Origin of the sequence: Paenibacillus shenyangensis (genome assembly GCF_000346635.1) — a bacterium.
Taxonomy (GTDB): domain Bacteria; phylum Bacillota; class Bacilli; order Paenibacillales; family Paenibacillaceae; genus Saccharibacillus; species Saccharibacillus dauci.
In genome coordinates, this window is sequence record NZ_AOIG01000017.1 from 126581 (window position 1) to 150851 (window position 24271).

Consider the following 24271-nt stretch of genomic DNA (forward strand, 5'->3'; position numbering starts at 1 on the left):
AGATCCCGATGCCTTCTTGCGTTTCGCTATAGCAGCGGTCTAAGCATTATTGTCCGCGATCTATAGTTATTATGCAAGTAATCAGGCAAAGAGATCTTTTGGATAATAAAAAATAATGAAATGCTAATATGGAGTACTATAACACTATGAAGCGTTACAGTGTATGGCTAGCAAGAAAAGCTCATCAGTGATTTACAATCCCATGTGCAGCCGATTCCTGATGATCGCTCTGATCCGGCAGCTGCTGACCAAGCAGGGCATAACGAATACTGTCAACAAGCGCTTCCCAGCTGGCTTCGATAACGTTGGCAGAGACTCCAACCGTGCTCCATGTGGTCTGCAGATTCTGTGACTCGATCAGGACGCGAACTTTGGAAGCTGTAGCATCGGCGTCGTCCAGTACACGAACTTTGTAGTCGGACAGATGCATTTCGCGCAGACTCGGGTAATATTCGACCAGTGCTTTGCGCAGTGCGTTATCCAGTGCATTGACCGGTCCATTGCCTTCGGCAGCAGTATAGACGCTTTCTCCACCAATCCGTAATTTGACGAATGCTTCCGATACGACGGCAGATCCGGCATTTTTCTCCACCAGCATTTTAAAGGATTCAAATACAAACAGTTCTTTGAACTCGCCATTGGCTTCGCGCAACAGCAGTTCTAGGGAAGCATCGGCGCCTTCGAATTGATAACCCTGATGCTCCAGATCCTTGATTTTGCCAATGATCTGACGGGTCTCTTCATTCTCTGGATCAAGCTCCAAATTCATTTCTCTGGCTTTGGACAGTATATTGCTCTGACCGGCAAGTTCCGAGACCAAAATACGTTGTTTGTTGCCAACCTGTTCAGGTTCGATATGTTCATACGTACGGGAATCACGCAAAATGGCGGAGACGTGAATGCCACCCTTATGGGCAAACGCAGCATTGCCGACATACGGCTGATTGACTGGCATATGCACATTGGCGATCTCGCTGATATAACGTGCCGTGTTGGTCAACTGACCGATCTGTTCCGGAGTGATACAGGAATAATCCATTTTGAGCTGCAGATTAGGAATGATGGAGCAGAGATTAGCATTACCGCAGCGCTCACCATAACCATTCATCGTGCCCTGTACCTGACGTGCTCCTGCCTGTATGGCACTGAGCGTATTGGCTACTGCCAATTCACAGTCGTTGTGGGTATGAATACCAAGTGAAGCCCCATCCAGCTCGGCAGTCAATCTGGATACGATCTCATACACTTCATGCGGAAGTGTGCCACCATTCGTATCGCATAGGGTTAGCCAATCTGCACCTGCTGCATGAGCGGCGCGCAGTACGGATACAGCATATTCGGGGTTATTTTTATACCCGTCAAAAAAATGTTCGGCATCAAAAATCAGTTCCATATGCTGCTGCTTGAGATAAGCGACAGAGTCGGCAATCATCGCCAGATTCTCCTCCAGCGTTGTCTGCAGTGCCGTATGAACATGAAAGTCCCAGGATTTGCCGACCAGTGTTGCGGCCTGGGCGCCAGATTCAACCATACGCTGCAAATTGGCATCATCATGTGCTGAACTGCCTTTGCGGCGTGTGCTGCCAAAAGCGGTGATCTTGGCATTCAGTCCCAGTGTCTGTACACGCTTGAAAAATTCAATATCCTTACCATTGCTGCCCGGAATACCACCTTCGATGTAGTGTACACCGAGTTCATCAAGTTTTTTGGCGATTTTCAGCTTGTCGTCGGCAGAGAGGCTGATGCCTTCGCCCTGGGTGCCGTCGCGAAGCGTCGTATCGAAAATCGATATAGATGTGGACATGATATGGAATCCCCCTTGTATTGGACCAAGATTCAAAAACATTTTATTGCGGGTGTCAGAGATGCCTTATTTTTTAGTATAATTCGTTATTATAGCATTGGATATATGTCAGGTATACGATAATTTTGCTGAATATACAGCTTATACACGGCGATCCAAAAGAATGGAGGCACAAATATGAAAGTAGCAATCGAGAAAGTAGAACAAAGTGGCAAGGAATATACAATACAGTATCAGCTGGAAAAGCCGCTGCCGTTTGATCTGCATGATATTGTCATGCTGCAGGCCGGTGATTATGTCGTAGGCAGTGTGCGTCAGCTGGATGCAGAACAGATTACGCTTTATATTAGTGAGGAAGAATTAACATGGGGAGATCAGACGATTATTCAACTGGCTTTTTCACCCACTGTTTCTATTCGCGGCAGCAAAGAGATCATTGCCGAGCTGGGGCATTTTCCTGATTTTGAAGAAGGAATTATTACCGGATACGAGATCGGCAAGGATCGGGTCGAGCTAACAGTTCAACTGGCAGAACCTCTATCAGACCATGAAGTGAAGCTTACTTTCATGGAGGCGTTTGATATCGAATTCTCTCCGCCGGATGCGCGTCTTAATGTGATCTCGGAAGTCGATTTCCGCTATGATGGCACCGATATGGTAGTGGATATTGAAGCGGCGCAGGGATTATCCGGCAGCTTTTTCTGCGGCGGTATCCAGGCGGAACTGGTACAGAAGGATAACTAGACGAGCTGGGAACAAGCCGTTGCTGCAACCCCAAAAGTTGCTGAGAGCAGCGGCTGTTGCTTGTCTATGAATAGAGCTGATCTAGGAATTGTGGATTTGGCTTTATGGCAACGTAGAGATGTAATAGACTAATGTATCAGGATATAATTCTTTTAAATGAAAGTGAAGATCAAAGATATACCCGAAGTGAGGAGGTCGGCATGATGTCCAGACCAAAAAGAGAATTATCCCAGCAGGTACAAGTATGCATCAACAAATTATACAAGCAGCAAAACAGCAAATGGATCCGGCTGATCCGGCGTTCCGGAGAGATTGCGGCTATCCCTTACTTGACGCCTTTTCTGGAATCACCAGAGCTGGAATTACAAACGGCTGCCGAAAATACAATCAGTGATCTGCTGAAGCATTGTCCTCCATCCGATCTGGTATGGTTAAGTGAGAAGATGCGTGAATATCTTCCATACGGGTTCACAGAGAATGCCAGTCAGTGGGTTCATCTGACTGCAGAAAATATAAAAAAGTGGCCGGCCACCGTACATCCGGTCAAGATTATTATGGCCAGTTTCCATTGGAATGGTTATGTGCGCGAAGAAGCTCTAAAACGGATTATCCAGTTTCATGATGGATCGGAAATTCCTTTTTTGTTGATCCGGATGAATGATTGGGTATCTCCGATCCGATTTCATACGTACAAAGCATTAAAGCAGCGTATACATACGCATAATGCAGGCGCCTTTATCCGCAATATTACACTGGTTAAGCGTCTGGAAAGCTGCGGTAGAGACCGTTATGAGGCTTTGACCGAATCGATATACGACCTGCTGCGTCAATCGGAATGCCTGTCGGAACTGGAGCAGGGAACGATATCGACAGACCGGGATATCCGGCGTTTTTGTCTGCAGATGGCATTGGAATCAAGAGCAGCCGTGCCGGTAGAAGTGCTGGAAAAAGCGCTGTACGACCGGGATGCTTCCATACGACTGTGGGCAGCAAGAAAGACAGGTAATGTATTATCCGGCTCAGATTTGCAAAAAATCCTTTTGCTGATGGTACAGGATTCGTTTCCTTCCGTAAGGCGTGAAGCACTGGAACTGATGGCACATCATTTTCCTGAACAGGCTATTCCTTTTTTGAGAGAAGGGCTGCTGGATCGCAATGCCGTGATCCGGGAAATTGCACGCAGACATTTAGCGCTAAGCGAATCCATATCGTATGCGGAGTTCTATATGGATAAGATCTGGTCCGATAATGAAAAACATCTTGCAGCAGCATTATATGGTCTGGGAGAGACAGGACAGCGAGCAGATGCTGAAATTATCGCGGAATATATGCATTATCCGGCAATACATGTCAGGAAGGCAGTTGTCCACAGTCTGGCACGTCTGGATGCAGATACATACCAGGAACTGCTGTGGCAGTCATTGCTGGACAGTCAGCCAGGAATATCCAGAGAAGCAGTACAAGCTTTTCAAAGACATGCTTATTTGCTGGAAAAAGATGAATTGGTACATGGTATTGTAAACAGCGACTGTGTGCACGTACAGCGTAACATGCTGCGTCTGCTGCCGGCTTTTGGAGGATGGCAGCATCTGGAGAGTCTGCTGGATATTATGGCTGGAACCCGAACAAGCTGGATTCAGCAGGCAAGCATTCATCAGTTAAATAACTGGACGCATGTCTCAGGCCGTTCCTATCGCAGCCGATTAACGTCGGAACAGGAGCAGGTAATGCTGAACAAGCTGGAATCCTGCGCAATCATTCTGGAATCCAAACAGGTTCATATGCTGCGCTGGCTGATTACTTCATGACAGGATAAGGGAGAATAACAGGATGGAAGACTATTTCAATAAATACCGACTGGAGCCCCAGCAGGGAGAAATATTACGCACGATCGAGATTAACCATGCAGAAATTATGGCACTCAACAAAATGATCATGTTTCTCAAATTTGAATGTACCGATCCGGAAGCGGGGTTATATGCAGGCAGCGCTTCATTGAATAGTCTGCTTGGCAAGGTGCTGGAAATACACCCTTTCCGCGAGAGTCAACAGGAATTCCTGATGACACCGAATCCGCGTATCGCCGGTATAGTCATGGATCAACTGGAACGTGCAGACCTGCTGGAACGAACTTCATCCGCTCGGCGCAGTAACGAGTTGAAACGGATTATTATGGAAGCCATGATATACCCATATGCTTACGACGAACAATTGATGCAACGGGAATACTACGAGCCACTCCTGCCCGACAGTGGAGTGCAAACAGGCGAGCAGTGGATCGAGCAGATCGTCGGTATCATGTACAAGGAGCCATATGTACAGCAGATTCATAGCAAATGGGGCCGTCTGCCGCTTGCGATACGTAATCTACTGCTATTGATCGATTATGATACCGAGCTGCAAATGAATGGCTTGCTTACAGCATTGGATAACTTTGATATGCGTCGTCAGTCTGAGCAGTTGATTACTGCGCTTCAGGATGCCGGGTTACGACAGGAGGCCGTTTTGATTGAAGAGCTCAATCTACAGCGCACCCTTGAGCAAGACAGGGATGCAGCAGGCAACCTGACGGAAGTATTTGCTGCAAAACTGCAAACCGCCGAGCGGATGATACAGTTGGACGAGCACTCGCAGCTGTATGAGTGTATGTATGAATATGCGGAGCAAGCTATGCAAAGCTGGAGACAAGAATAACTGCCAAAGTTGATTGTCAGATAGCTATTCTTTTTTTATAATAAAATAGAACGTTTGTACGCATGTGATCCGCAGGATGCCGGTCAGCAGAAGGAGGGAAGCGATGAACGGAAATAAAGCCTACTATCCGGCGCGCGGTAGAGTGATTCTGCATGTGGATATGAATGCCTTTTACTGTTCGGTGCATGCCGCCGAAGAGCCGGACAAGTATAAAGGAAAGCCGACAGCGGTAGCCGGCAGTGTCGAGCAGCGTAAGGGTATCGTCGTTACCGCTTCCTATGAAGCCCGCGGACGTGGAGTGAAGACGGGTATGCTGGTCGGTCAGGCGCTGCAAAAATGTCCGAATATCATCGTGATTCGACCGGACTTTCACCTGTACCGCAAATATTCATCTGCATTTATGAATATTGCTTACAGCTATACACCGCTACTGCAGGCAACTTCTATTGATGAATGTTATCTGGATATTACAGGCTCCAGCCAGTTCGGTACCCCGCTAGAGATTGCAGCGGATATGCAGCGGCGTATCCAGGATGAACTGGGACTTCCCTGCTCGGTGGGGATTGCACCGAACAAACTACTGGCCAAGATGGCTTCGGATATGAAAAAGCCCAACGGAATCTCTATTCTCCGTATTCGGGATGTGCCTCGTCTGTTATGGGATCAGCCATGTGGACAATTATTCGGCATCGGCAGCAAGACAGCGGCCAAATTGCGGGAGATGGGTATTCGTACAATTGGACAACTGGCTGCTGCCGATGAAGCAAGACTCAAGGCGAGGTTCGGCATTCAGGGGAGCTGGCTCAAACAGGCTGCCAATGGAACCGATCATTCTCTTGTCGAGCCTGATCACGAACCAAACAAGTCGATTGGTCATACGACGACCTTGCCGGCGGATATTCAGGATCAGGAAGATATACGCCGGGTGATGCTGAATCTGAGCGACCAGGTGTGCCGGAGGATGAGGCGTCAGAAGCTGATGTCACGAACGGTGCAGATTACAATCCGCACACCGGATATGAAGACCATTACCCGTTCCAAGGCGTTGTCTGTACCCACAGAGACTACCGAAGAAGTGTATCATGAAGCCTGTGCACTATATGACAGGCATTGGGCGGGCAAAGGGCCGGTTCGTCTGCTCGGGGTTACCTTACAAAATCTGCTGCCGCGTGATGAAGCTGCTGTGCAGCTGGATCTGTTCGATTATGAGCGTCAGCCGCAAAAAGAACAGCTGAATGAGGTCATCGACCAGCTGCGTAACAAATTTGGTGAGAGCGCCCTGCTGACCGCCGGGATGCTCGGTAATGATCCTTCCGTGTTGATTCGCAATCACAAGATCAGAGGAACTTCGCTGCAGCGGGATGGACAGCGTTTTACGCAGGAAGAGGAACCTATGTAAAAGCGATCGTTTGGCTGGGCGGCTTAAAGGGTAAAATTTAACATGACGCACTTCTGATTTTAGAACAATTAGATGTTCATAATTGGAAAACAGCTGGTAATACATTTGAAATTCTCGAAGGTTTATATTATATTTTGTTTATATGTACAGACCGGGGTCCGATATAAAGACTACTGGAAAGCATGGATAGGAGGAATACAGATGAGTAAATATACTTGGGTTGATAAGGATACATGCATTGCTTGCGGTGCTTGTGGAGCTACAGCACCTGACATTTATGATTACGATGATGAAGGTCTGGCTGAAGTTATCTTCGATGGCGACAACAATCGCGGCGTAATGGCTATCCCTGACGATATGTTCGAAGATATGCAGGATGCATGCGATGGCTGCCCTACCGATTCGATTCATATCGAAGATGCTCCATTTAACAAAGAAGCCTAATTTCTCTAGGGAAAATGGCTTTGCTCAAACGCTCTGTTCACCGCGTTGGTGGACAGGGCGTTTTTTGTGCAAATCATGCGATCTAAATTGATTCGCCAGCCCTATGCCAAATAAGCAGAATTGTCCGATATAGAAGATAATAGGCATACTCTGTGCAGAGAATAATACATAATCTGATATTCCAAAGAAGGGAGAGTCGGAAGCCATTCCGGGGATGGATCAATGAAAAACTTACTGTATTTGAAGCGCTATGTCAAAATGCATCCGAATAACCGGATGGGCTGGTACCTGCTGGGCAAAGAATACGAGGCGGATGGACAGGTCGGCAAAGCCAACTACTGTTATAACCGGGCTGGTGATATTTACGAAGCTTTTGAACATAGCAAAGTACCAGCGGATGTACTCAAGGATTACGAAGCCAAAGTTATGGAAATGGCTCATAAACGTGAACAAAAAATACGACGCTGGCGCTATAGTCTGCTGGGAGTCGCTCTGCTGTTCCTGATTATGATGCGCTCGGTAGCTGCTCCAAATGACCAGACTCTGCTTGCGGCAAAGGATCAACCCAATAAATCGGATGTAACTGCCAATAGTGTGGGTACGGATAAATCGCAGCAGGAAAAGCCTCTTTTTCATTCGCCTCTTGCCTTTACAGCCATGGAACTGTCGTATGGAAGTGACGAGACAGGAGATGCGGTTGCCCGTTATATGAAGCAGCAGGCGCAGCGAAGTGCACCTGATACAGCGGTAGTGCTGGGTATGCAAAAGGTAGATAAATGGCTGCTCTGGAAGCCCGAACTGCCGGTAATGTACACTTTGGCAGAAGGCGATAATGCTGGACAGACCCTTGTTCAATCCTATGATGCCAAAAACTGCCAGTGCAAGCCTGGACAGCTGCGACACTACCAAAAAGAAGCCAAAGCATGGATGCAGCAACAGGAGCAGCTGGCTGCGATGCAAACTGCTATTTCCCATTATCAAACAGCCAAGGGAGCATTACCTGCTCAGCCCCATCAATTGGAGGCGGATTTCCCGGGCAACTGGTTGTCCGGCAGCACAGAGACGATGAACCAGACTTTTACAGCTTTGAAAGCACTGCACAGCAGCGGCCAACTGCCTGCTGAAGCAGCTGCAGGTAAAGATAGCGAAGCCGCGCAAATTATGGCTTCTACGCTGGGTGGACATCCTTATTTCAAGCAACCGCTTGAGATTATCGTAGACAAGAAAAAGCATCGTCTTGCTGTAGCCAGTGGATCGGTACTGCTGCGCAACTATGAAGTAGGACTTGGCGGGGCAAGAACACCGGAAGGTACATTTAACATTTCCATTAAAGTCATGAATCCAAATGGCAAATCAGATGGGGATTTTGGCAGTCGTGGCATGCAGCTATCCGATAGTCACTATGCGATTCACGGTACGAATGAACCGGATAGTATCGGGATGGATGAATCACTTGGCTGTGTAAGGATGGATCAGGCGGATGTAGAGGAGTTATTCGATATGATACCGCTTGGAACCAAAGTGACTATTGCCAATGATGTACTGCCCGGTAAGGTCTGGGTCCCGGAGAAGCGTTTTGAGACCAATAAAAGTCAGAATCAGACAGATCCGAATACGATCTATCACTGGCTGGATTAAATAAACCGCTATCAAACGTGTACAACGAATGAACATAAACAGCAATCGGGAAGCGGTCTTCTTAAAACGAGAAGATCGCTTTTCTTTTGACCCGGAACAGGATAAACTGTTATAGAGATCAAATCTGCAGGCTGGCCGGACAAGGCCTTGCAGGATACGCATCGAGGCGGTTTGCCAATGCCAGGAACGGAGTGAATGCAACTTGTTATATCGTAACATTTTCAAACCCGTATTGTTTCGGATGGACCCGGAAAAAGCGCATCATCTTGTAATCGGCGGACTGGGCGCAGGCGTGCGTATTCCCGGTACGCTGGCAGCCATGAATTCGATGTATGGCATTACCAGTACACCCGATATGACGACAGAGCTGTTCGGGATTACATTCCCCGGACCTGTCGGTCTGGCAGCTGGTCTGGACAAAAATGCCCAGGCAGTACCCGGGTTATCGGCATCGGGTTTTGGATTTATGGAAGTAGGCACGGTTACACCCCAGCCCCAGCCGGGTAATGAACAGCCACGCCTGTTTCGTCTGCCATCTGATCGGGCGCTGGTTAACCGGATGGGATTCAACAACGAAGGTGCAGACGCAATGGCAGCAAGATTGCAGGAACTGAATGCCCGTCCGATTCCGATTGCTGTGAATATCGGCAAAAATAAAGTGACGCCGAATGAGCAGGCAGCATCGGATTATGAATCCTGTATTCGTACCCTGTATCCGTATGCTGATTTCTTTGTGGTTAATATCAGTTCACCGAATACGCCGGATCTGCGCAACCTCCAGCATGGTAATGAGCTGAAGGAACTGCTTGCTGCCGTCATGGCAGAAATGAAGCATCAGGAGCAGCAGCATGGTTCAGCCAAGCCTGTGTTGGTGAAGATTGCACCAGATGTGAGCAGTGCCGAACTGGAATACATGGTAGATACTATTCAGTCCAGTGGAGCAGCAGGTCTGATTGCGACGAACACGACCCTGTCGAGAGAAGGATTAACCCATCCGGATGCGGGACAGGCAGGCGGCCTCAGCGGACGGCCATTGACGGAGCGTTCCACCGAGATTATTGCCAGCGTTTATCGCCAGACTGGCGGCAAACTACCGATTATTGGCTGTGGAGGTATTTTCTCCAGTCAGGATGCCTATGACAAGATCAAGGCAGGATCGAGCTTGGTAGAGATTTATACTTCGTTTATCTATGAAGGTCCTCAGGTGACCCGTGAGCTGCATAACGGTATCCGTGAGCTTATGAAGCGTGACGGCTTCACACATATCTCGGAAGCGGTTGGGGCAGACCACCGCTAATCCACCCCCTAATACATGTAAATTCGAAAGAATGAGGTCATAGACTGAGGAGGCATGAAGATGGATGACAGAGACTGGGAATTATTCTTGCTTCCCTATGAACAAGCGGTTGAAGAATTAAAGGTGAAATTCAAAACTATGCGCGCCGAACTCAAAAAGAGGGAAGAATACGCACCGATCGAGTTTGTCACCGGACGGGTCAAAAAAATATCCAGCATTCTGGATAAAGCCAAACGTCTGGACGTTCCGATGACTGAGCTTGAGACAGGAATTGAGGATATCGCAGGCATCCGGATTATGTGCCAGTTTGTGGAGGATATCCGCTGGGTTGCACAGTATATTCGTGCCCGCAAGGATCTGACTGTTCTTTATGAAAAAGACTATATTACCAACTTCAAGGATAGCGGCTACCGCAGCTTCCATATGATCGCCGAGTATCCGGTACAGACTGCCTTCGGTCAAAAAATCGTACTGGCAGAGATTCAGATCCGTACACTGGCGATGAATTTCTGGGCGACGATTGAGCATTCCCTGAATTATAAATACCGTCAGAGTCTGCCGACACCGATTCGCAACCGACTCAAAACGGCAGCCGAAGCAGCGATGATTCTGGATAATGAAATGTCCAGTATTCGCGAGGACATTCTGGATGCCCAGCGGAGCTTCGAAGATGATGCCAGCATTGTACAGCGAGTACTGACCGATATTCATCGTCTGTATTTCCATCATATGATTACAGAGGCAATCGAGAGTCAGGACAAGTTCAATGCATTGTGGCAAAACAAGGACTTTGAAGGATTGCGTCAGTTGGCGGATGATGTCAAGCGTATGCGCAAGGCTGCTTCACGAACGATTGAAGAGGAAAATCATGAGCACTGAATTTGAACCTCTGTATGTGGCTTATCTGGTGTATTTTAACCGGGATCGTGATTATTTTGAGTGTCATGAGGTGTTGGAAGAGCTCTGGCTGGATAAAGGTAGAGAGCCTGTCTATCAAGGGCTGCTTCAGGTAGCAGTCGGACTGTATCATTTCCGTAATGGGACGATTCATCCTACGTATAATAAGCTTAGCGGCGCCCTGAAAATGCTGCAAAGCAGCTACCGCAAGCTGGCTCCATATCCTCCACAGATGCTTGGGATTAATATGCAAAAGCTGCTGGATGATGTGCAGCTGTATATTCAAAAGCTGGAGCGTTATGATGAGGAACCGTTTACCTTTTATGACCTGGATATCCAGATTGTCGATCCACAGCTGCGTCAGGCTGTCGAAGAAGCATCACATACGATTCCGGTGAATACTCCGCAGCGTACCGGATACGAGCGCGGACCCAAAGCCAAGTGACTCCAAATTGGCAACTGGCAGTACTTACATTAGATAGCCTTAAAATTAAAGATAAGAATACAAACAAATATGTACTATTTGATGCATTTGCCACCTGCCCAGTTAAGCTTGCCCATCTAGGGCAGGCTTTTTGTTTTGTCGCCGCAGGATGCACGAAATATGCTAAAATATAGCTTGTTCCAAACCACTACGTTATTTACCTCGAAGGAGCCTATAATCTTATGTCAGTACAATTACCGCCGCAATTTGTGCAGCGGATGCAGGATTTGCTTGGTGATGAATTCCAGTCTTTTATGGATAGTTATGAGCAGTCTCCACGTGCAGGACTGCGTGTAAATACATTGAAAATTTCAAATGAGCAGTTTAAGGAGAAATCCCCGTTCGAACTGCGATCCATCCCTTGGTGTCCTACCGGTTACTATGTAGATGCTGCTGCACGTCCAGGCAAGCATCCATATTATTATGCAGGCCTCTATTATATACAGGAGCCGAGTGCGATGAGTCCGGTTGAAGCACTGGATGTGCAGCCCGGTGACCGAGTACTGGATCTGTGTGCTGCCCCGGGTGGCAAGTCTACACAGATCGCTGCAGCACTGCAGGGTCAGGGTCTGCTGGTCACCAATGATCTTAGTGCAGAACGTACACGTGCACTCGCCAAAAATATGGAGTTATACGGGGTTCGCAATGCCGTAATTCTCAATGAATCGCCAGATACGATCGCTACGCGATTTGGCGGCTTCTTTGACAAGATTCTGGTGGATGCTCCTTGCTCCGGAGAAGGCATGTTCCGCAAAGACGATGATGCTGCGCGTCAGTGGCTAAATCATTCTGTTGAGCGCTGCTCCATTATGCAGCGTGATATTTTGCAGACGGTAGCGACGATGCTCGCACCCGGCGGACGGATTGTATATTCCACCTGTACCTTTGCACCGGAGGAGAATGAACGCAGTATCGCTGTATTTCTGGATCGGCATCCGGACTTCAGTGTCACCCTGCCTGCTCATGCAGAGCATTTCCGCCCTGGGCGCAGTGAATGGGCACACCAGGTAGAGCAGGAGATTCAGCAGGGAGATACCGTATTGTCTGCTATCGCTGCAGAAGGATATACACCACTATCCGAAAAGTCCATTGCACAGACAGAGCGGACTGTACGACTATGGCCGCATCTGCTGGAGGGAGAAGGTCACTATATCGCTGTACTGGATCATCAGGCAGTACGTGATCCCGAATACGTACCTGCAGAGCCGCCGTTGATAGCGACCTCATACAAAGAACGTCCGCAGCGTCATATGGCTTCCAGACCCGATCAGCGGACCGATAAGAAAGCAGAACGGCGCGCCGATCGGATAGAGCGCCGAAACCTGACAGAATCCAGAGGCCAATCCTCAAAATCGTCACGAACTACCTCCAGCAGTCGCACTCCGGTACCTGAAGAGATCGAACCTTTGCAATTATGGAAGGAATTCAGCGGACAAGAGCTCAACGGAGAATGGAATACACAAAATATGATTACCTTTGGTCAGAATCTATACCGGGCGCCGATTGACGAGAATCGTCTCCAGGGACTCAAAGTCATTCGCCCGGGCTGGTATCTCGGTTCCTGCAAAAATGGACGATTTACCCCTGGACATGCGCTCGCGGCGGCACTTATGCCTGCAGAGGCCAGACGAAGACTCAATCTGAGTGCTGATTCTCCCGAAGCCATATCCTATCTCAAAGGCGAGACACTGTCGGTACCGGCAGAACGCATCGAATGTGATGAACGTGTATCGCCGCGTGGCTATGTACTTGTATGCATTGACGGCTGCTCGGCAGGCTGGGGCAAATGGCAGCAGGGAGACACACTCAAAAACGAATACCCGGCAGGATGGAGATGGATCTAAATTATGAGTACACCCGTAAAGAAGCAGCGTCTGGATAAAATACTGGGCAATCTTGGCTATGGTACACGCAGTGAATTGAAGCGTGCAGCCAAACAGGGTCGTGTGAGCGTTAATGACAAAGTAATCAAAGACAGCGGACTGCAGGTTGATCCGTATCAGGATCGCATCGAATTTGACGGCGAACCAATTATGTACCGTGAGTATATCTATCTGATGATGAACAAGCCGCAAGGCGTGATCTCGGCGACCGAAGATCGGCGCGACCGGACGGTAGTGGATCTGCTGGATGTAGAGTATCAGGTATTTCAGCCTTTTCCGGTAGGGCGTCTGGACAAGGATACCGAAGGGCTGCTGCTGATTACCAATGATGGACAGCTCGCTCACGATCTGCTGTCGCCGCGCAAACATGTGCCCAAAACCTATGAAGCGAATGTGCTGGGAGAAGTGACGGACGAAGATATCGAGGCTTTCCGTCTGGGAGTTACGCTGGATGACGGATACGAGACTCTGCCGGCAGAACTGCGTATTCTGGAACATACGCCTTCACCAGAAGGTACAGTATCGCTGATTCAGCTCACTATTTCCGAAGGCAAGTTCCATCAGGTCAAGCGGATGTTCGAATCGGTAGGCAAAAAGGTCATTTACCTGAAACGCCTCTCCATGGGAGCGCTGGAGCTTGATCCTGCACTGCCGCTTGGCGAGTATCGCGAATTGACAGCAGACGAACTGCAATCTATAGGCCGAAAAGAAGATACAGCACAATAAACAATCATTTATTCCGCATTTTACATTTGACAAATAGGCAGGTGGATCAATGAATTATCGATTAATTGCTCTGGATATGGACGGCACGCTGCTGGACAGCAACCACGAGATCTCCCCCCGAACGGCTGCAGCGCTTCAAGAAGTAGCTGCGCAGGGAACCGAGATTGTATTTTGCACCGGACGTACTCCGGTTAACTCCATTCCTTATATGGAGCAGCTGGGACTGCATGAGGAAGGTTATGTGATCGTGCATAATGGTGCAGCTACCGTGCATACAGGTACCCGCAAAGTAATTCACGAGTTTCCGCTGGATACGGCGGCACTGGATCAATATATGAACTACTGTCGCCAGCACCATATTCACTTTGATATCAATACAGCATTTGAGATCTATGTCGATTCGCCTGAAAATATGCAGGCAGCGGCACAGGAGATGTATGCCAAATTCCAGAGCTTCGAGCTGAAGCCGCAGCTGCTGCCCGCTTGGGAAGAGCTGTCCTCTCCCGTGCTGAAATTAAGTGCATTTGCTACACCAGAACAGCTGGATGATGCTTATAAAGAGTGGAACCTCTGGACGCCAGAATTTAATATTTTGCGAAGTGGAGAATTCTTCATTGATCTGATGCATCCCGGTGCTTCCAAAGGGGGCGCACTACAGGTACTAGCTGAGAGCCGCAGGATAGCACCTGCAGAGATTATGGCGATCGGCAACTACTATAATGATTTGTCGATGATGCAGTATGCGGGTCTTGGCATTGCGGTAGATAATTCGCCGCTGGAAGTCAAAGCGGCTGCTGACGAAATTACAAGGTCCAATGACGACGATGGCGTCTATTATATGCTGAAAAAATATGCCGGAGTGACCTGCTGATCCAACGAGCAACCTAGAAGATTCGGCTGATATCCTTTGGATCGCCGATCGCGGTACCTGGATATAGCAATAACTGTATAACGTTTCACAAGAAGCCGCTCATGAATTTGAGCGGTTTTATGATGTTGGTCTGTTCCGATACATGATACAATCTTGTAGTATAGAGTCAGACTTGATGATCAGCATGGATATGTTGATATAATAAAATGACGAGTATGGGAAAGGAGGAATATTCTTGAGATTGCTGCAGGCCCTATTTTTTCCTCCTGAGCAACCGGGAGGCGTCTCATCCATGATTCCCTATTTGCAGGAGCGTTTTAGCTCTGCGCGCTGGGAGATGGAGATTTTCTCTTTACCCAAACGGATACGCAACAAGGGCAAGGATGACGTCGTTTTTGAGACGTTCGATTGGACGCAGTATGGCGCAAGCCCTGTCGTTCAGAAATATATCCAGACTTATCGTGATTATCGCTGGTGGGCGCAGCTGCGGCTGAATAAACCCTATGATCTGATTCACTCCCATCATCCGCTGGTCGGTCTGGTTATGCGGGAGGTGTTCCCGGAGACACCTATTGTGCAGACTGTACACTCCAGTTATGAACGCGAACTGCTGCTAAACGGCAAAATTGCCGAAGGCAGTATGGAGCAGCAGTTCCTCACTTCCCTGTACCGGGAACTGGAGTATCGCACAGATCGTCTGATGACCGTGTCTTATTCATTCCGATCCTACCTGTCTGCTTATGTAGAGTACCCCGAGCGGATTGAGGTGCTGCCGAACGGATTCGATGAAAAACGCTTTAAGCCTGTGCCGCACGAAAATGAAGTACCACAGCTGATGACCGTCTGTCGTCTGGTGCCTGCCAAAGGACTCGATACGCTGCTCAAAGCATGTGCGATTCTCAAGCAGCGCGGTCATAATTATGTACTGCATATTATCGGGGATGGACCAAGCCGAACCGAGCTGGAGCAGATGGCTCAGCAGCTGGATATTTACGAAGATACGATTTTCTATGGATATACGCTTCATCCGGAAGAATTTATGCCGTTTTTTGATATTTTCGTGCTGCCTTCCCGGGCGGAAGCATTTGGTTCCGTCTTTGCCGAAGCTGCGCTCTGCTGGCTGGCTCTGGTCGGAACGAATGTAGGCGGAATTGCCGAACAGATCGAAGACGGAGTCAATGGCCTACTGGTACCTCCGGATCAGGAACAGCTGCTGGCCGATGCGCTGGAGAAAGTAATCAATGATCCTTCGTATCGTTACGAGCTGGCCCGTACCGGCTGGGAGAAAGCCAAAAATCAGTATTCCCTCACCCATGTAGTCAATGAGCTCAAAAGACTGTACCTGGAATACCTGACAGACAATCCATTTCATTCGGTGTCTGATCTAACGATGCAGCAGTCGGATAACGATTGAACATAAGAGTAAGAGTAGTAGTAAGAGTCTGGAAAAGAAACAGGAATTTTGCCTGCTTTGCCATTTTTGCTGCCGGGAGAGCATAATTACACTAAATCCATGCTACAGATTACCCTAACGCATGATATAATCGGCTGTATGCGTAAGACAAGGACAGCAGATTTACGATAAATAAGTATATTGCAGTAAATCTGCTGCTGAACTGGCAAATAGTCAACAATGATAACGGAATACTGAGGCAGCACAAGCCATCAGAATACCAGTGATGGAGGACAACTAATGGAAGAACTCAAACAACGAATTTTGGCAGAAGCAACCGTACTATCCCATGATGTATTGAAGCTGGATGCACTGCTGAATCAGCAGGTAGATCCACAGCTGACGATGCGTATGGGACAGGAGTTTGCAGAATTGTACCGCTCCGAGCAGATTACCCGCGTGGTAACCGTGGAATCATCAGGTATTCCCGTAGCTTTTGCGACAGCATACGAGCTGGGGGTTCCCCTTGTATTTGCCCGTCGTAAAAAGACACTGCTTGCAGATCCGGATGCACTGGTCGAGCGTGTTCCTTCTTTTACCAAAGGGATCGTAACGGATATTGTATTGTCCCAGCAGTTTATTACTGCCGAAGATCGCATTCTGTTTATCGATGATATTATCGCGAACGGAGATGCTGCTCGCGGATTGGTCAAAATTATTCAGCGATCCGGGGCGACACTGGTTGGTGTAGGTATCGTGATCGAGAAAAGTTTCCAAAATGGAGCACAATCGATTCGTGAACAGGGTATCCGTCTGGAGTCGCTGGTCAAGATTGCTTCGCTGGATGAAGGAAAAATCACTTTCGCCTAATATAAGGAACTTGTGTTTAAACCTTTTATTTTGGTTTATCTTATTTTATGGACATTGATAGCCGATAGTGTAAGTATGGCCCCAGGGTATAACATGAACTTGACAATTTGGGATATCCTTTAACTGAAAACTTGATATTCTCTTTTCAAATGGGGTATTAATGTCTTATAATAAAGATATGTTAGGGAGGGGAGGCAGACTAATGAGCAAAGAGCCGATCACTGAAGAGTTTTTTATCAATAAACTGGCCGCCGCAAAAGTACACTTCGAGCGTGCTTTGGATTGTAAGCACACTGAATTTGATGACCTGTATCCCTATATGATTGAACATCCACAGTTTTTCTGGTACAAACGTTATGTAGCATGGTCTGAATTGCTGACCATTGTGAATCTGTGTCAGGAGCTGGACTTTAACTGGGAATCGCAATTCTCCGGTCACCAGGTAGAGTACGTGAACGAGCGTGTGATGTCCGCGAAAGTGCTTGATTATTGGTTCGAGAAAAACGATTCCAAAGAACACGCACAGCGCTAATCATAGCAGGAAGTCATTCAACAAGCATTCAGACCTAAATGATATCATTTAGGTCTTTTTTTGTAGAAGTTTGGAAATTACAGTATTATTGCAGATAAAGAAGGTGAAAATAATGATGCCAGAAGAAGAACTGGATGGATACCGTCAATCAGGAGAGAAAGTCCGTGTCATACGTGATGGTATACGAGAGAACGATGTACGCGGTATAGTGATCGCTTGGGATGATGAACATGTACTGATTCGTAGACCGAATCGTAATGTCGCCAAGCTGAGTCGCAGCTATATTATTCAGCCATCCAAAGATCCGCGTATTGATCCACTTGAGCCGTCTCAAGCGCCAGAGAGCGAACAGGAATAACCTAACCATAATCCTATAAATAAAAAGCCATCTGTATTGGACCTAAAGTCCTGCAGATGGCTTTTGTGTATTAGGGAAGAACCGGCTGGAGTACAGCATCCATCGCAGTTCATGATAGCGCATATAATAAAAAGGGACAGATATATATAGTAAAGGATAGATTCTATTTATAGATATAAACGTGTACTTTCTATACTCAGGTTCCTGTGCGATATGGCGTATAGCCGTAATAACGTGCAGGTTCGCGTACACGAGCGGGATTATAGGGTGCAACAGGTCTGTCATCAGCAGGGGCCGAAGAAGATTCAGCAGCTGGAGTCAGTCCCAGATAAGCACGCATGCGCTCTGCAGCTTCCTGACGAAACTCTGTCGAAGGAAGCTGGAAGGTGCCATGATGGCCCTTGCAGAGGATCTGGGCTTCTACGATACTCTCGGATTGATTGACTTCATACAAGCGTAGATTCTGCTTGCGCAGATCACGTCGTACCTCCGATAGCAGCAGGTTGGCGCGGTCAGCCGCACTACGGATGACTTCACGGTACAGCCCTGGGGCGCTGAGTTGATCACTTTCTTCGAGAGCACGTGTGTCATGATCAAATTTCTTTTGGATATAAACAAGCAGCAGATAGCTTTTTACGAGGGAACGCTCTTCTTCAGATAAAAAGACAGCCATTCATGTCACCACCTTATGAGAACTTATGTTCTTATTGTAGCGAACATGGGGATATTTGGCAAGAGAAAGTTGTTATAAACAGACATTTTCTTCGGAAAATAAATCAAAAAATAAATTTGAAGAACAATTACATCAAATATATGGAAAATAATCAAAAAGTGCACCCTGTTTGAAGAAAGATTCAGTAGATTCGGGAAAGATAACTGGCTGGATTCAATTGATTCTTCGACCAGCCAGTTACTATAATTGTTCTCTCAACACTTCCATAATGTTATGTTTACACCTGAAATTGAAAGTGATGAAGTTTTTCAAGCTGGACAAAATGGCTATTTGATTTTGGGTAAATAACTATTTTAAATCTCTTATCAAGATAATGTTATTTTTAACGAAAAGTAGTTGTTCAGGATTTGCATTTCTTGTAGAATCGGACAGCGAATTACCTATTTTTATTGTGCAAACGTATGCGCATAATTAATAAAATTTATTCTTTTATTCGTAATTCCATATTTTTACATAATAAAAATTAAAACAAGTCATAACAGAAGAAGCCCGTAATCATGCGGATCAGATTCATTTCCGGAATGATTACGGGCTTTTTGTTTGTATGAAGAGTGTATTAAAAGTGTTATTACGTAAATAAATATATGAATTAGACAACAAAAACAGATCTTTTGGAATAGACGACATATTTGCAATCGATTCTGAAGCGAAACAGGCAAGGTACATAATAATAAGGTTTTGTCCAAATTGTGACATGGATAAATATAAGTTCCATATCCTCAACAAATTGCAATATATCGTATTTTTGCAGGGGATTATATGTTGAAAATGTCACGCAAATTTTACATTGACCGTCATAATAAAAGTAACTATAGTTAATTATTGTAAATAATTCAATTACTATACATATATTTTGGATAGTGTCCTCAGTTGGATGCTTTGTCTGTTCGCTCGATATGGAGAAATTCAAACTCGACCTGACAACCATATCCCTGAGGACTGCATGCATATACTCCGCACTGGAAAGGAGTCTGATCACTTATATCGTCAAATAGATGCGCGATTCGTATCTGATGCCATTCTGTTGATTCGGGAGTGTGGCCTTCTTGTTCTGCATATTCGACCGTGTAATCACCTGCAACTCGTGTAATTCTGAACAGCAGCTCGGTAAATCCAGCCTGGAAGTTCTGGGTCGACCAGTCAGAGTAGCCATTATTGGTTACAACGACTCCGAGTTTGGCATGACCTTCAGTCTCGAATTCAACAGAAGTTTTGAGCCAGCAGTGTTCGGAGAAGCGGATCATTAATCCGGCCTGATCATACTGGTGCACCGGATATGTACGAACTCTGGTAGTGACTGTCATATCACCAGACACTTCTGCAAACAAAAAGTGTCCGTTATCGACCCGAAATCCATAATGGGTCTTTTGCCAGAAATCCGTTTCTGCGAGAGGTTTGAACGAGAGTACCTGTTTGTCCGATGCGACTTCCCATTCCTGGGGAGGGCAATGCCATTGCAATCGTTCATCAATGGTCTGTCCTGTGAAATTTTCCAATACGTTTTTCATCATCATACCTACTCCTTTACTGGATAAAATGGGGAACAGCCGCATAGACGCTGTTCGCTAGTTCATTATGTGTAAATAAAATGGAAATATCAAGTTCATCAAGATATTTTTGGAAGGGTGATGAGATTATGAAACGGATTTTCAGACTAAGCTGTGCCTTTTACTTTTTGATAGGAATTACCAGCGTTATGCTGGGGGCACTGCTGCCGGTCATTCTGCCTCATTATGGGCGGGATTATAGCGATGGAGGTACACTTCTTTTTCTGCAATTTATCGGATTTCTGGCAGGAGTATTAATCTCGCCATCGCTCTCTGCCGGAATTGGACGCAAAAGACTGCTTATCGTCGCTATTGCCGCTATTACAATTGCTTATACCGTCATGGGTACGATGCCATCCTGGGCATTAATGGTAGTTATGACCATATTCGTAGGCTTTGGCTCCGGGATTATCGAATCTTCTATCGGTGCATTCACAATTGAATTTGCAGAGGAGCAAAAAGCAGTAGCTATGACCAAGCTGGATGTATATTTTGGCGTCGGTTCGATGCTGCTGCCTGCACTTGCCAGCCTGTACATCTATCTGAATGTCTGGAACCTGTCATTTTATACGGTAGCGCTGGCGACCTTTGTCCTGCTGCTGTTCTGGCTGCGTATGCCGGCGGATAGTTCGGCACATTTGCATCAGGATCAGCAAAAAGATACTGGAGCTTCTGCTGGCAAGCCGCGTTATACCGGTGCCCAGCTGAAACTGCTTTCCATTTTTGTACTGTTCTTCTTTGTCTATATGGGAATCGAGCTGGGGATGATGAACTTCCTGCCATCTATTCTGATTGAAAGTATCTCGATCAGCGATTCGGCAGCGTCACTCAGCGTAACCTTTTTCTGGGGTGCGATTACGATCGGCAGATTATTTGTCGGACGCATGGCCGAGACGATGAGTTATGTGCCTTTCCTGATTGGCAGTGCGCTCGGTTCCATGGTACTGATCAGTGCTCTGGCATTGTTTACCAGTCCGATTATGATGTATCTGCTGATCTTCGGAGTCGGGTTGTTCATATCCGGGCTATTCTCGATTGGGCTGGTATTTGCAAATACGCTGATGCCGGGTATGGTGGAGCGCACGACCAGTACACTGATTGCTGCGGGAGGAATCGGAGGTTCGGTTCTGCAGTATGTGATTGGCTGGAGTATGGATCGCTGGTCATTTGGACCGACACTATGGATCTTCGCTCTATTCGCACTGATTCTGCTGATCAGTATCATTATTGTACAGCAGCTCAAGTCAGCGGATTCGTCTCTGCGTGCGGGTATCGAGTCTAAATATTAATGATCGGCCTTATTTCTAAATACAGCGTGGATGCGTACCGTCCATAAATGGGTTCGATGATAAATAAAACATGCTGCAGATTGATATCTATCATCTATTTCTGCAAAGGAGGTGATGCCTGCTTTTCCAGCACAAGGGTAGGAGTCCATGGCAATAGCATGTCTGGCGTAGTTGTCCTGACAGATCTGTCTATCGGATAGTTCCACTATCTATAGATCGATCTATCTAAATTATTTTCTTTTAACAACCAGTTAACAATTTCCTTGATCAAAGAATCGCATGACTAGCGTTGCCCAGATCCGATTGCAATTACATTTATCCGGAGGGATTATACATGTCAACTACTACTGAAAGCCGATTTTCGATTGGAAAAGGAATCCGTTTAATTGATGATGCAGGAAACGAATATCTGGACGGTGTGTCCGGTACGTTTAACCTGTCACTGGGGTACAATCACCCGTATGTTGTTGAGAAAATACAGGAGCAGGTAGGGAATCTGACACATATGTCCTCGTCATTTACCGAACCATATGTAGATGAAGTACTGTCCCTGTTGCTGCAGGAAGCGCCAAATGGCATTGATGCAGGCTGGATGCGTGATATTACCGGTTCAACAGCCAATGAATGTGCAACCAAAATTGCACAAAAATATACCGGTGATACGGATATTGTCAGTCTGTTCTATTCCCATCATGGACAAACCCAGTTTGCAACAGGTATATCGGGGAATGCATTCCGTCGCAAAGGATTCCCAAATTCCTCTGTACCCAATTCGCTGCATGTACCTGTACCTTATTGCTACAGATGTCCGTTCCAGAGCGATCCGGATCATTGTGCGATGCAATGTATCGAAGCATTGTCCGATCAATTGGAATTTGGCGGTTCCGGCTCTACAGCCTGCATGATTATCGAACCGATTCTGGGCAATGGCGGCAATATTATTCCACCAATGGAATACTTCAAGCAGCTGCGTAAACTGTGCGATGAACATGAGATGATCCTGATTGCCGATGAAGTGCAGACGGGCGTGGGTCGTACCGGGGAGATGTTCGCGAGTACGCTGTTCGATATCAAGCCGGATATTATTACACTGGCCAAAGGACTCGGCGGAATCGGTGTACCGGTCGCTGCTGTTCTGATGCAATCCCGTCTGAATGTGCTGGAAAAGCATGAGCACTCCTTTACCTCGGGCAGCAATATGATCTCGCTGACCGCTGCCAAATCAACAATGGAAGTCGTATCGGCTCCAGGATTCCTGGAAAGTGTACGCAGCAAGGGCGAACTGCTCGGCAATCTGCTAAATCCGCTCGCAGAACTATATCCGGATACGATCGGTGAAGCACGCGGCGTCGGTCTGATGTGGGGACTGGAAATTCAGGATGCAGATGGAGCGCCGGATTCCCGCAAAGCCAATGCCATTATCGACATGGCCTTCAAGGAAGAGAATCTGATTCTCCGTGGTTCCCGTTATGGATTCGGTAATGTGGTCAAAGTTCGTCCATCACTGACTGTGACCGAAGATGAGCTTGTGGAAATTGTTGGCCGTCTGGAACGCGTACTACAAAAAATGGGTTAACCAAGGAGGATTAATCATGTTATCACTTGTCTATCGTTCTGCCTGGGATGTTGCACTGGAAGAAAGACCACGTCCGATGATTACCGGCGACCATGATGTACTGGTGCGTATTCACGCGACTGGTGTCTGTGGTACGGATCTGGGAATTATTAGCGGCAAATACCATGCCAAATCTTCTATTATTCTCGGTCATGAATCTGCCGGTGAAGTGATAGAAGTAGGAACGCGTGTAAGTACGCTACAGCCGGGAGATCGCGTCGTTATTGATCCGACGTATTACTGCGGACAATGTTCCATGTGCCGTACAGGTCGACAGAATCACTGTCTTCACAAAAGTACAACCGAGACCGGCGTAAGCAGTGACGGTACATTTACCGATTATTACGTCACCGAAGATCGCTTCCTGTACAAACTTGCCGATCATGTCAGCTACGAGGAAGCGACCATGACCGAACCGCTGAGCTGCATGTTGACTGGGATTAACCAGATCAATCTGCTGCCCAATTTCCGTACGATCATTCTGGGTGCCGGTCCGATCGGAATGCTGTACAGCTATGCACTGGCTTCCAAAGGAATTACCGGCAGTATCGTTGATATTTCGGAAGAACGGATGCGTTTGGCAGCTTCGATTGCTCCGGAACGCTGGACTACATATTCATCTTTTGAAGGAGCGCTCGCTGCTATATCACCAGAGGATCATCAGGTGGATCTGGTAGTGGATACTACAGGTGTAATAGGGACGCAGATCTTGTCCAATCTGGCTCATGGCGGTTATCTAATGTTGGTAGGTCTGCGTGATGGAGTGAGCAGCTTCAATCCCAAAGAAGTCGTGGATCGCAGTCTCAAGATCATCGGTTCTATCGACTCACTTGGTACTTTTGCTACAGCTCACTATATGATCGAACAGGGATTGGTACCAGCGCGTAGGCTGATTACACATACGTATCCGCTGGAATCCTACAAAGAAGCTTTTCAGACCCTGGGCTGTGATCTTAATGATGGTACGCTTACTTCATCCTCCAGTGCGATTAAGGTAGTATTGCAATCCTGCTAATTGCTGCCGAATAATGGTTAAAAGCTTGTAGAGAAGAC

General features: G+C 47.1%; 22 protein-coding genes. 19 read left to right on the plus strand and 3 right to left on the minus strand.

The window, feature by feature from the left end; all coding sequences use genetic code 11:
* Positions 1 to 184: 184 nt before the first annotated feature.
* Complete coding sequence (gene cimA / locus H065_RS0114790) at positions 185 to 1804, minus strand: citramalate synthase (RefSeq protein ID WP_017813859.1); 1620 nt, start codon at positions 1802 to 1804, stop codon at positions 185 to 187.
* A 177-nt stretch (positions 1805 to 1981) separates the two neighbouring features.
* Between cimA and H065_RS0114795 the strand changes: the two genes are divergently transcribed.
* From H065_RS0114795 to H065_RS0114870, 16 genes are all read left to right on the plus strand, one after another.
* A complete protein-coding gene (locus tag H065_RS0114795) occupies positions 1982 to 2548 on the plus strand; it encodes an Imm50 family immunity protein (protein WP_017813860.1) in 567 nt (188 codons plus the stop codon).
* A 200-nt stretch (positions 2549 to 2748) separates the two neighbouring features.
* Positions 2749 to 4356: a HEAT repeat domain-containing protein gene (locus H065_RS0114800; RefSeq protein ID WP_193746781.1), complete on the plus strand. Its 1608-nt coding sequence runs from the start codon at positions 2749 to 2751 to the stop codon at positions 4354 to 4356.
* 22 nt (positions 4357 to 4378) lie between these two features.
* Positions 4379 to 5242 (plus strand): hypothetical protein, encoded by an 864-nt coding sequence (locus tag H065_RS0114805; RefSeq protein WP_017813862.1) that lies wholly within the window; start codon positions 4379 to 4381, stop codon positions 5240 to 5242.
* 103 nt (positions 5243 to 5345) lie between these two features.
* On the plus strand, positions 5346 to 6641 hold the full coding sequence (locus tag H065_RS0114810; protein ID WP_017813863.1) for a DNA polymerase IV: 1296 nt from the start codon (positions 5346 to 5348) through the stop codon (positions 6639 to 6641).
* Positions 6642 to 6842: 201 nt separating this feature from the next.
* The gene (locus tag H065_RS0114815; RefSeq protein WP_017813864.1) at positions 6843 to 7085 is read left to right on the plus strand and encodes a ferredoxin; all 243 of its coding nucleotides are present in this window, start codon (positions 6843 to 6845) and stop codon (positions 7083 to 7085) included.
* Between the two features lie 222 nt (positions 7086 to 7307).
* A complete protein-coding gene (locus tag H065_RS0114820; protein ID WP_017813865.1) occupies positions 7308 to 8723 on the plus strand; it encodes a L,D-transpeptidase in 1416 nt (471 codons plus the stop codon).
* A gap of 202 nt (positions 8724 to 8925) precedes the next feature.
* Positions 8926 to 10020, plus strand: a complete 1095-nt coding sequence (locus H065_RS0114825) for a quinone-dependent dihydroorotate dehydrogenase (RefSeq protein WP_017813866.1) — start codon at positions 8926 to 8928, stop codon at positions 10018 to 10020.
* Positions 10021 to 10080: 60 nt separating this feature from the next.
* The gene (gene yjbM / locus H065_RS0114830; protein ID WP_017813867.1) at positions 10081 to 10899 is read left to right on the plus strand and encodes a GTP diphosphokinase; all 819 of its coding nucleotides are present in this window, start codon (positions 10081 to 10083) and stop codon (positions 10897 to 10899) included.
* Entirely contained in the window at positions 10889 to 11362 is a 474-nt protein-coding gene (locus H065_RS0114835) for a DUF309 domain-containing protein (RefSeq protein WP_017813868.1), read from the plus strand. Before yjbM ends, H065_RS0114835 begins: the two co-directional genes overlap by 11 nt.
* 221 nt (positions 11363 to 11583) lie before the next feature.
* A complete protein-coding gene (locus H065_RS0114840; RefSeq protein ID WP_017813869.1) occupies positions 11584 to 13245 on the plus strand; it encodes an RsmB/NOP family class I SAM-dependent RNA methyltransferase in 1662 nt (553 codons plus the stop codon).
* A 3-nt stretch (positions 13246 to 13248) separates the two neighbouring features.
* Positions 13249 to 14010, plus strand: coding sequence for a pseudouridine synthase (locus H065_RS0114845; RefSeq protein WP_017813870.1), 762 nt, complete (start codon positions 13249 to 13251; stop codon positions 14008 to 14010).
* A 49-nt stretch (positions 14011 to 14059) separates the two neighbouring features.
* A complete protein-coding gene (locus H065_RS0114850) occupies positions 14060 to 14881 on the plus strand; it encodes a Cof-type HAD-IIB family hydrolase (protein WP_017813871.1) in 822 nt (273 codons plus the stop codon).
* A 235-nt stretch (positions 14882 to 15116) separates the two neighbouring features.
* Positions 15117 to 16295, plus strand: a complete 1179-nt coding sequence (locus tag H065_RS0114855; protein WP_017813872.1) for a glycosyltransferase family 4 protein — start codon at positions 15117 to 15119, stop codon at positions 16293 to 16295.
* Positions 16296 to 16574: 279 nt separating this feature from the next.
* Positions 16575 to 17144, plus strand: a complete 570-nt coding sequence (locus tag H065_RS0114860) for a xanthine phosphoribosyltransferase (protein ID WP_017813873.1) — start codon at positions 16575 to 16577, stop codon at positions 17142 to 17144.
* Positions 17145 to 17346: 202 nt separating this feature from the next.
* Positions 17347 to 17676 carry a hypothetical protein gene (locus tag H065_RS0114865; RefSeq protein WP_017813874.1) on the plus strand — a complete coding sequence of 110 codons (330 nt, stop codon included), beginning with the start codon at positions 17347 to 17349 and terminating at the stop codon, positions 17674 to 17676.
* 112 nt (positions 17677 to 17788) lie between these two features.
* The gene (locus H065_RS0114870; protein ID WP_026136252.1) at positions 17789 to 18034 is read left to right on the plus strand and encodes a hypothetical protein; all 246 of its coding nucleotides are present in this window, start codon (positions 17789 to 17791) and stop codon (positions 18032 to 18034) included.
* Between the two features lie 196 nt (positions 18035 to 18230).
* Here the strand turns inward: H065_RS0114870 and H065_RS26015 are convergent, their stop codons facing one another.
* Entirely contained in the window at positions 18231 to 18707 is a 477-nt protein-coding gene (locus H065_RS26015) for a YhjD family protein (protein WP_017813876.1), read from the minus strand.
* A gap of 926 nt (positions 18708 to 19633) precedes the next feature.
* Positions 19634 to 20281: a DUF1349 domain-containing protein gene (locus tag H065_RS0114880; protein WP_051058733.1), complete on the minus strand. Its 648-nt coding sequence runs from the start codon at positions 20279 to 20281 to the stop codon at positions 19634 to 19636.
* A gap of 122 nt (positions 20282 to 20403) precedes the next feature.
* On the opposite strand from H065_RS0114880, the gene H065_RS0114885 reads away from it, so the two are divergent.
* The 3 genes from H065_RS0114885 (at position 20404) to H065_RS0114895 (ending at position 24233) form a co-directional block, all read left to right on the plus strand.
* On the plus strand, positions 20404 to 21603 hold the full coding sequence (locus tag H065_RS0114885; protein ID WP_026136254.1) for an MFS transporter: 1200 nt from the start codon (positions 20404 to 20406) through the stop codon (positions 21601 to 21603).
* 334 nt (positions 21604 to 21937) lie between these two features.
* Entirely contained in the window at positions 21938 to 23179 is a 1242-nt protein-coding gene (locus H065_RS0114890) for an aspartate aminotransferase family protein (RefSeq protein WP_017813879.1), read from the plus strand.
* A gap of 16 nt (positions 23180 to 23195) precedes the next feature.
* The gene (locus H065_RS0114895; RefSeq protein ID WP_017813880.1) at positions 23196 to 24233 is read left to right on the plus strand and encodes a zinc-dependent alcohol dehydrogenase; all 1038 of its coding nucleotides are present in this window, start codon (positions 23196 to 23198) and stop codon (positions 24231 to 24233) included.
* Positions 24234 to 24271 lie beyond the last annotated feature (38 nt).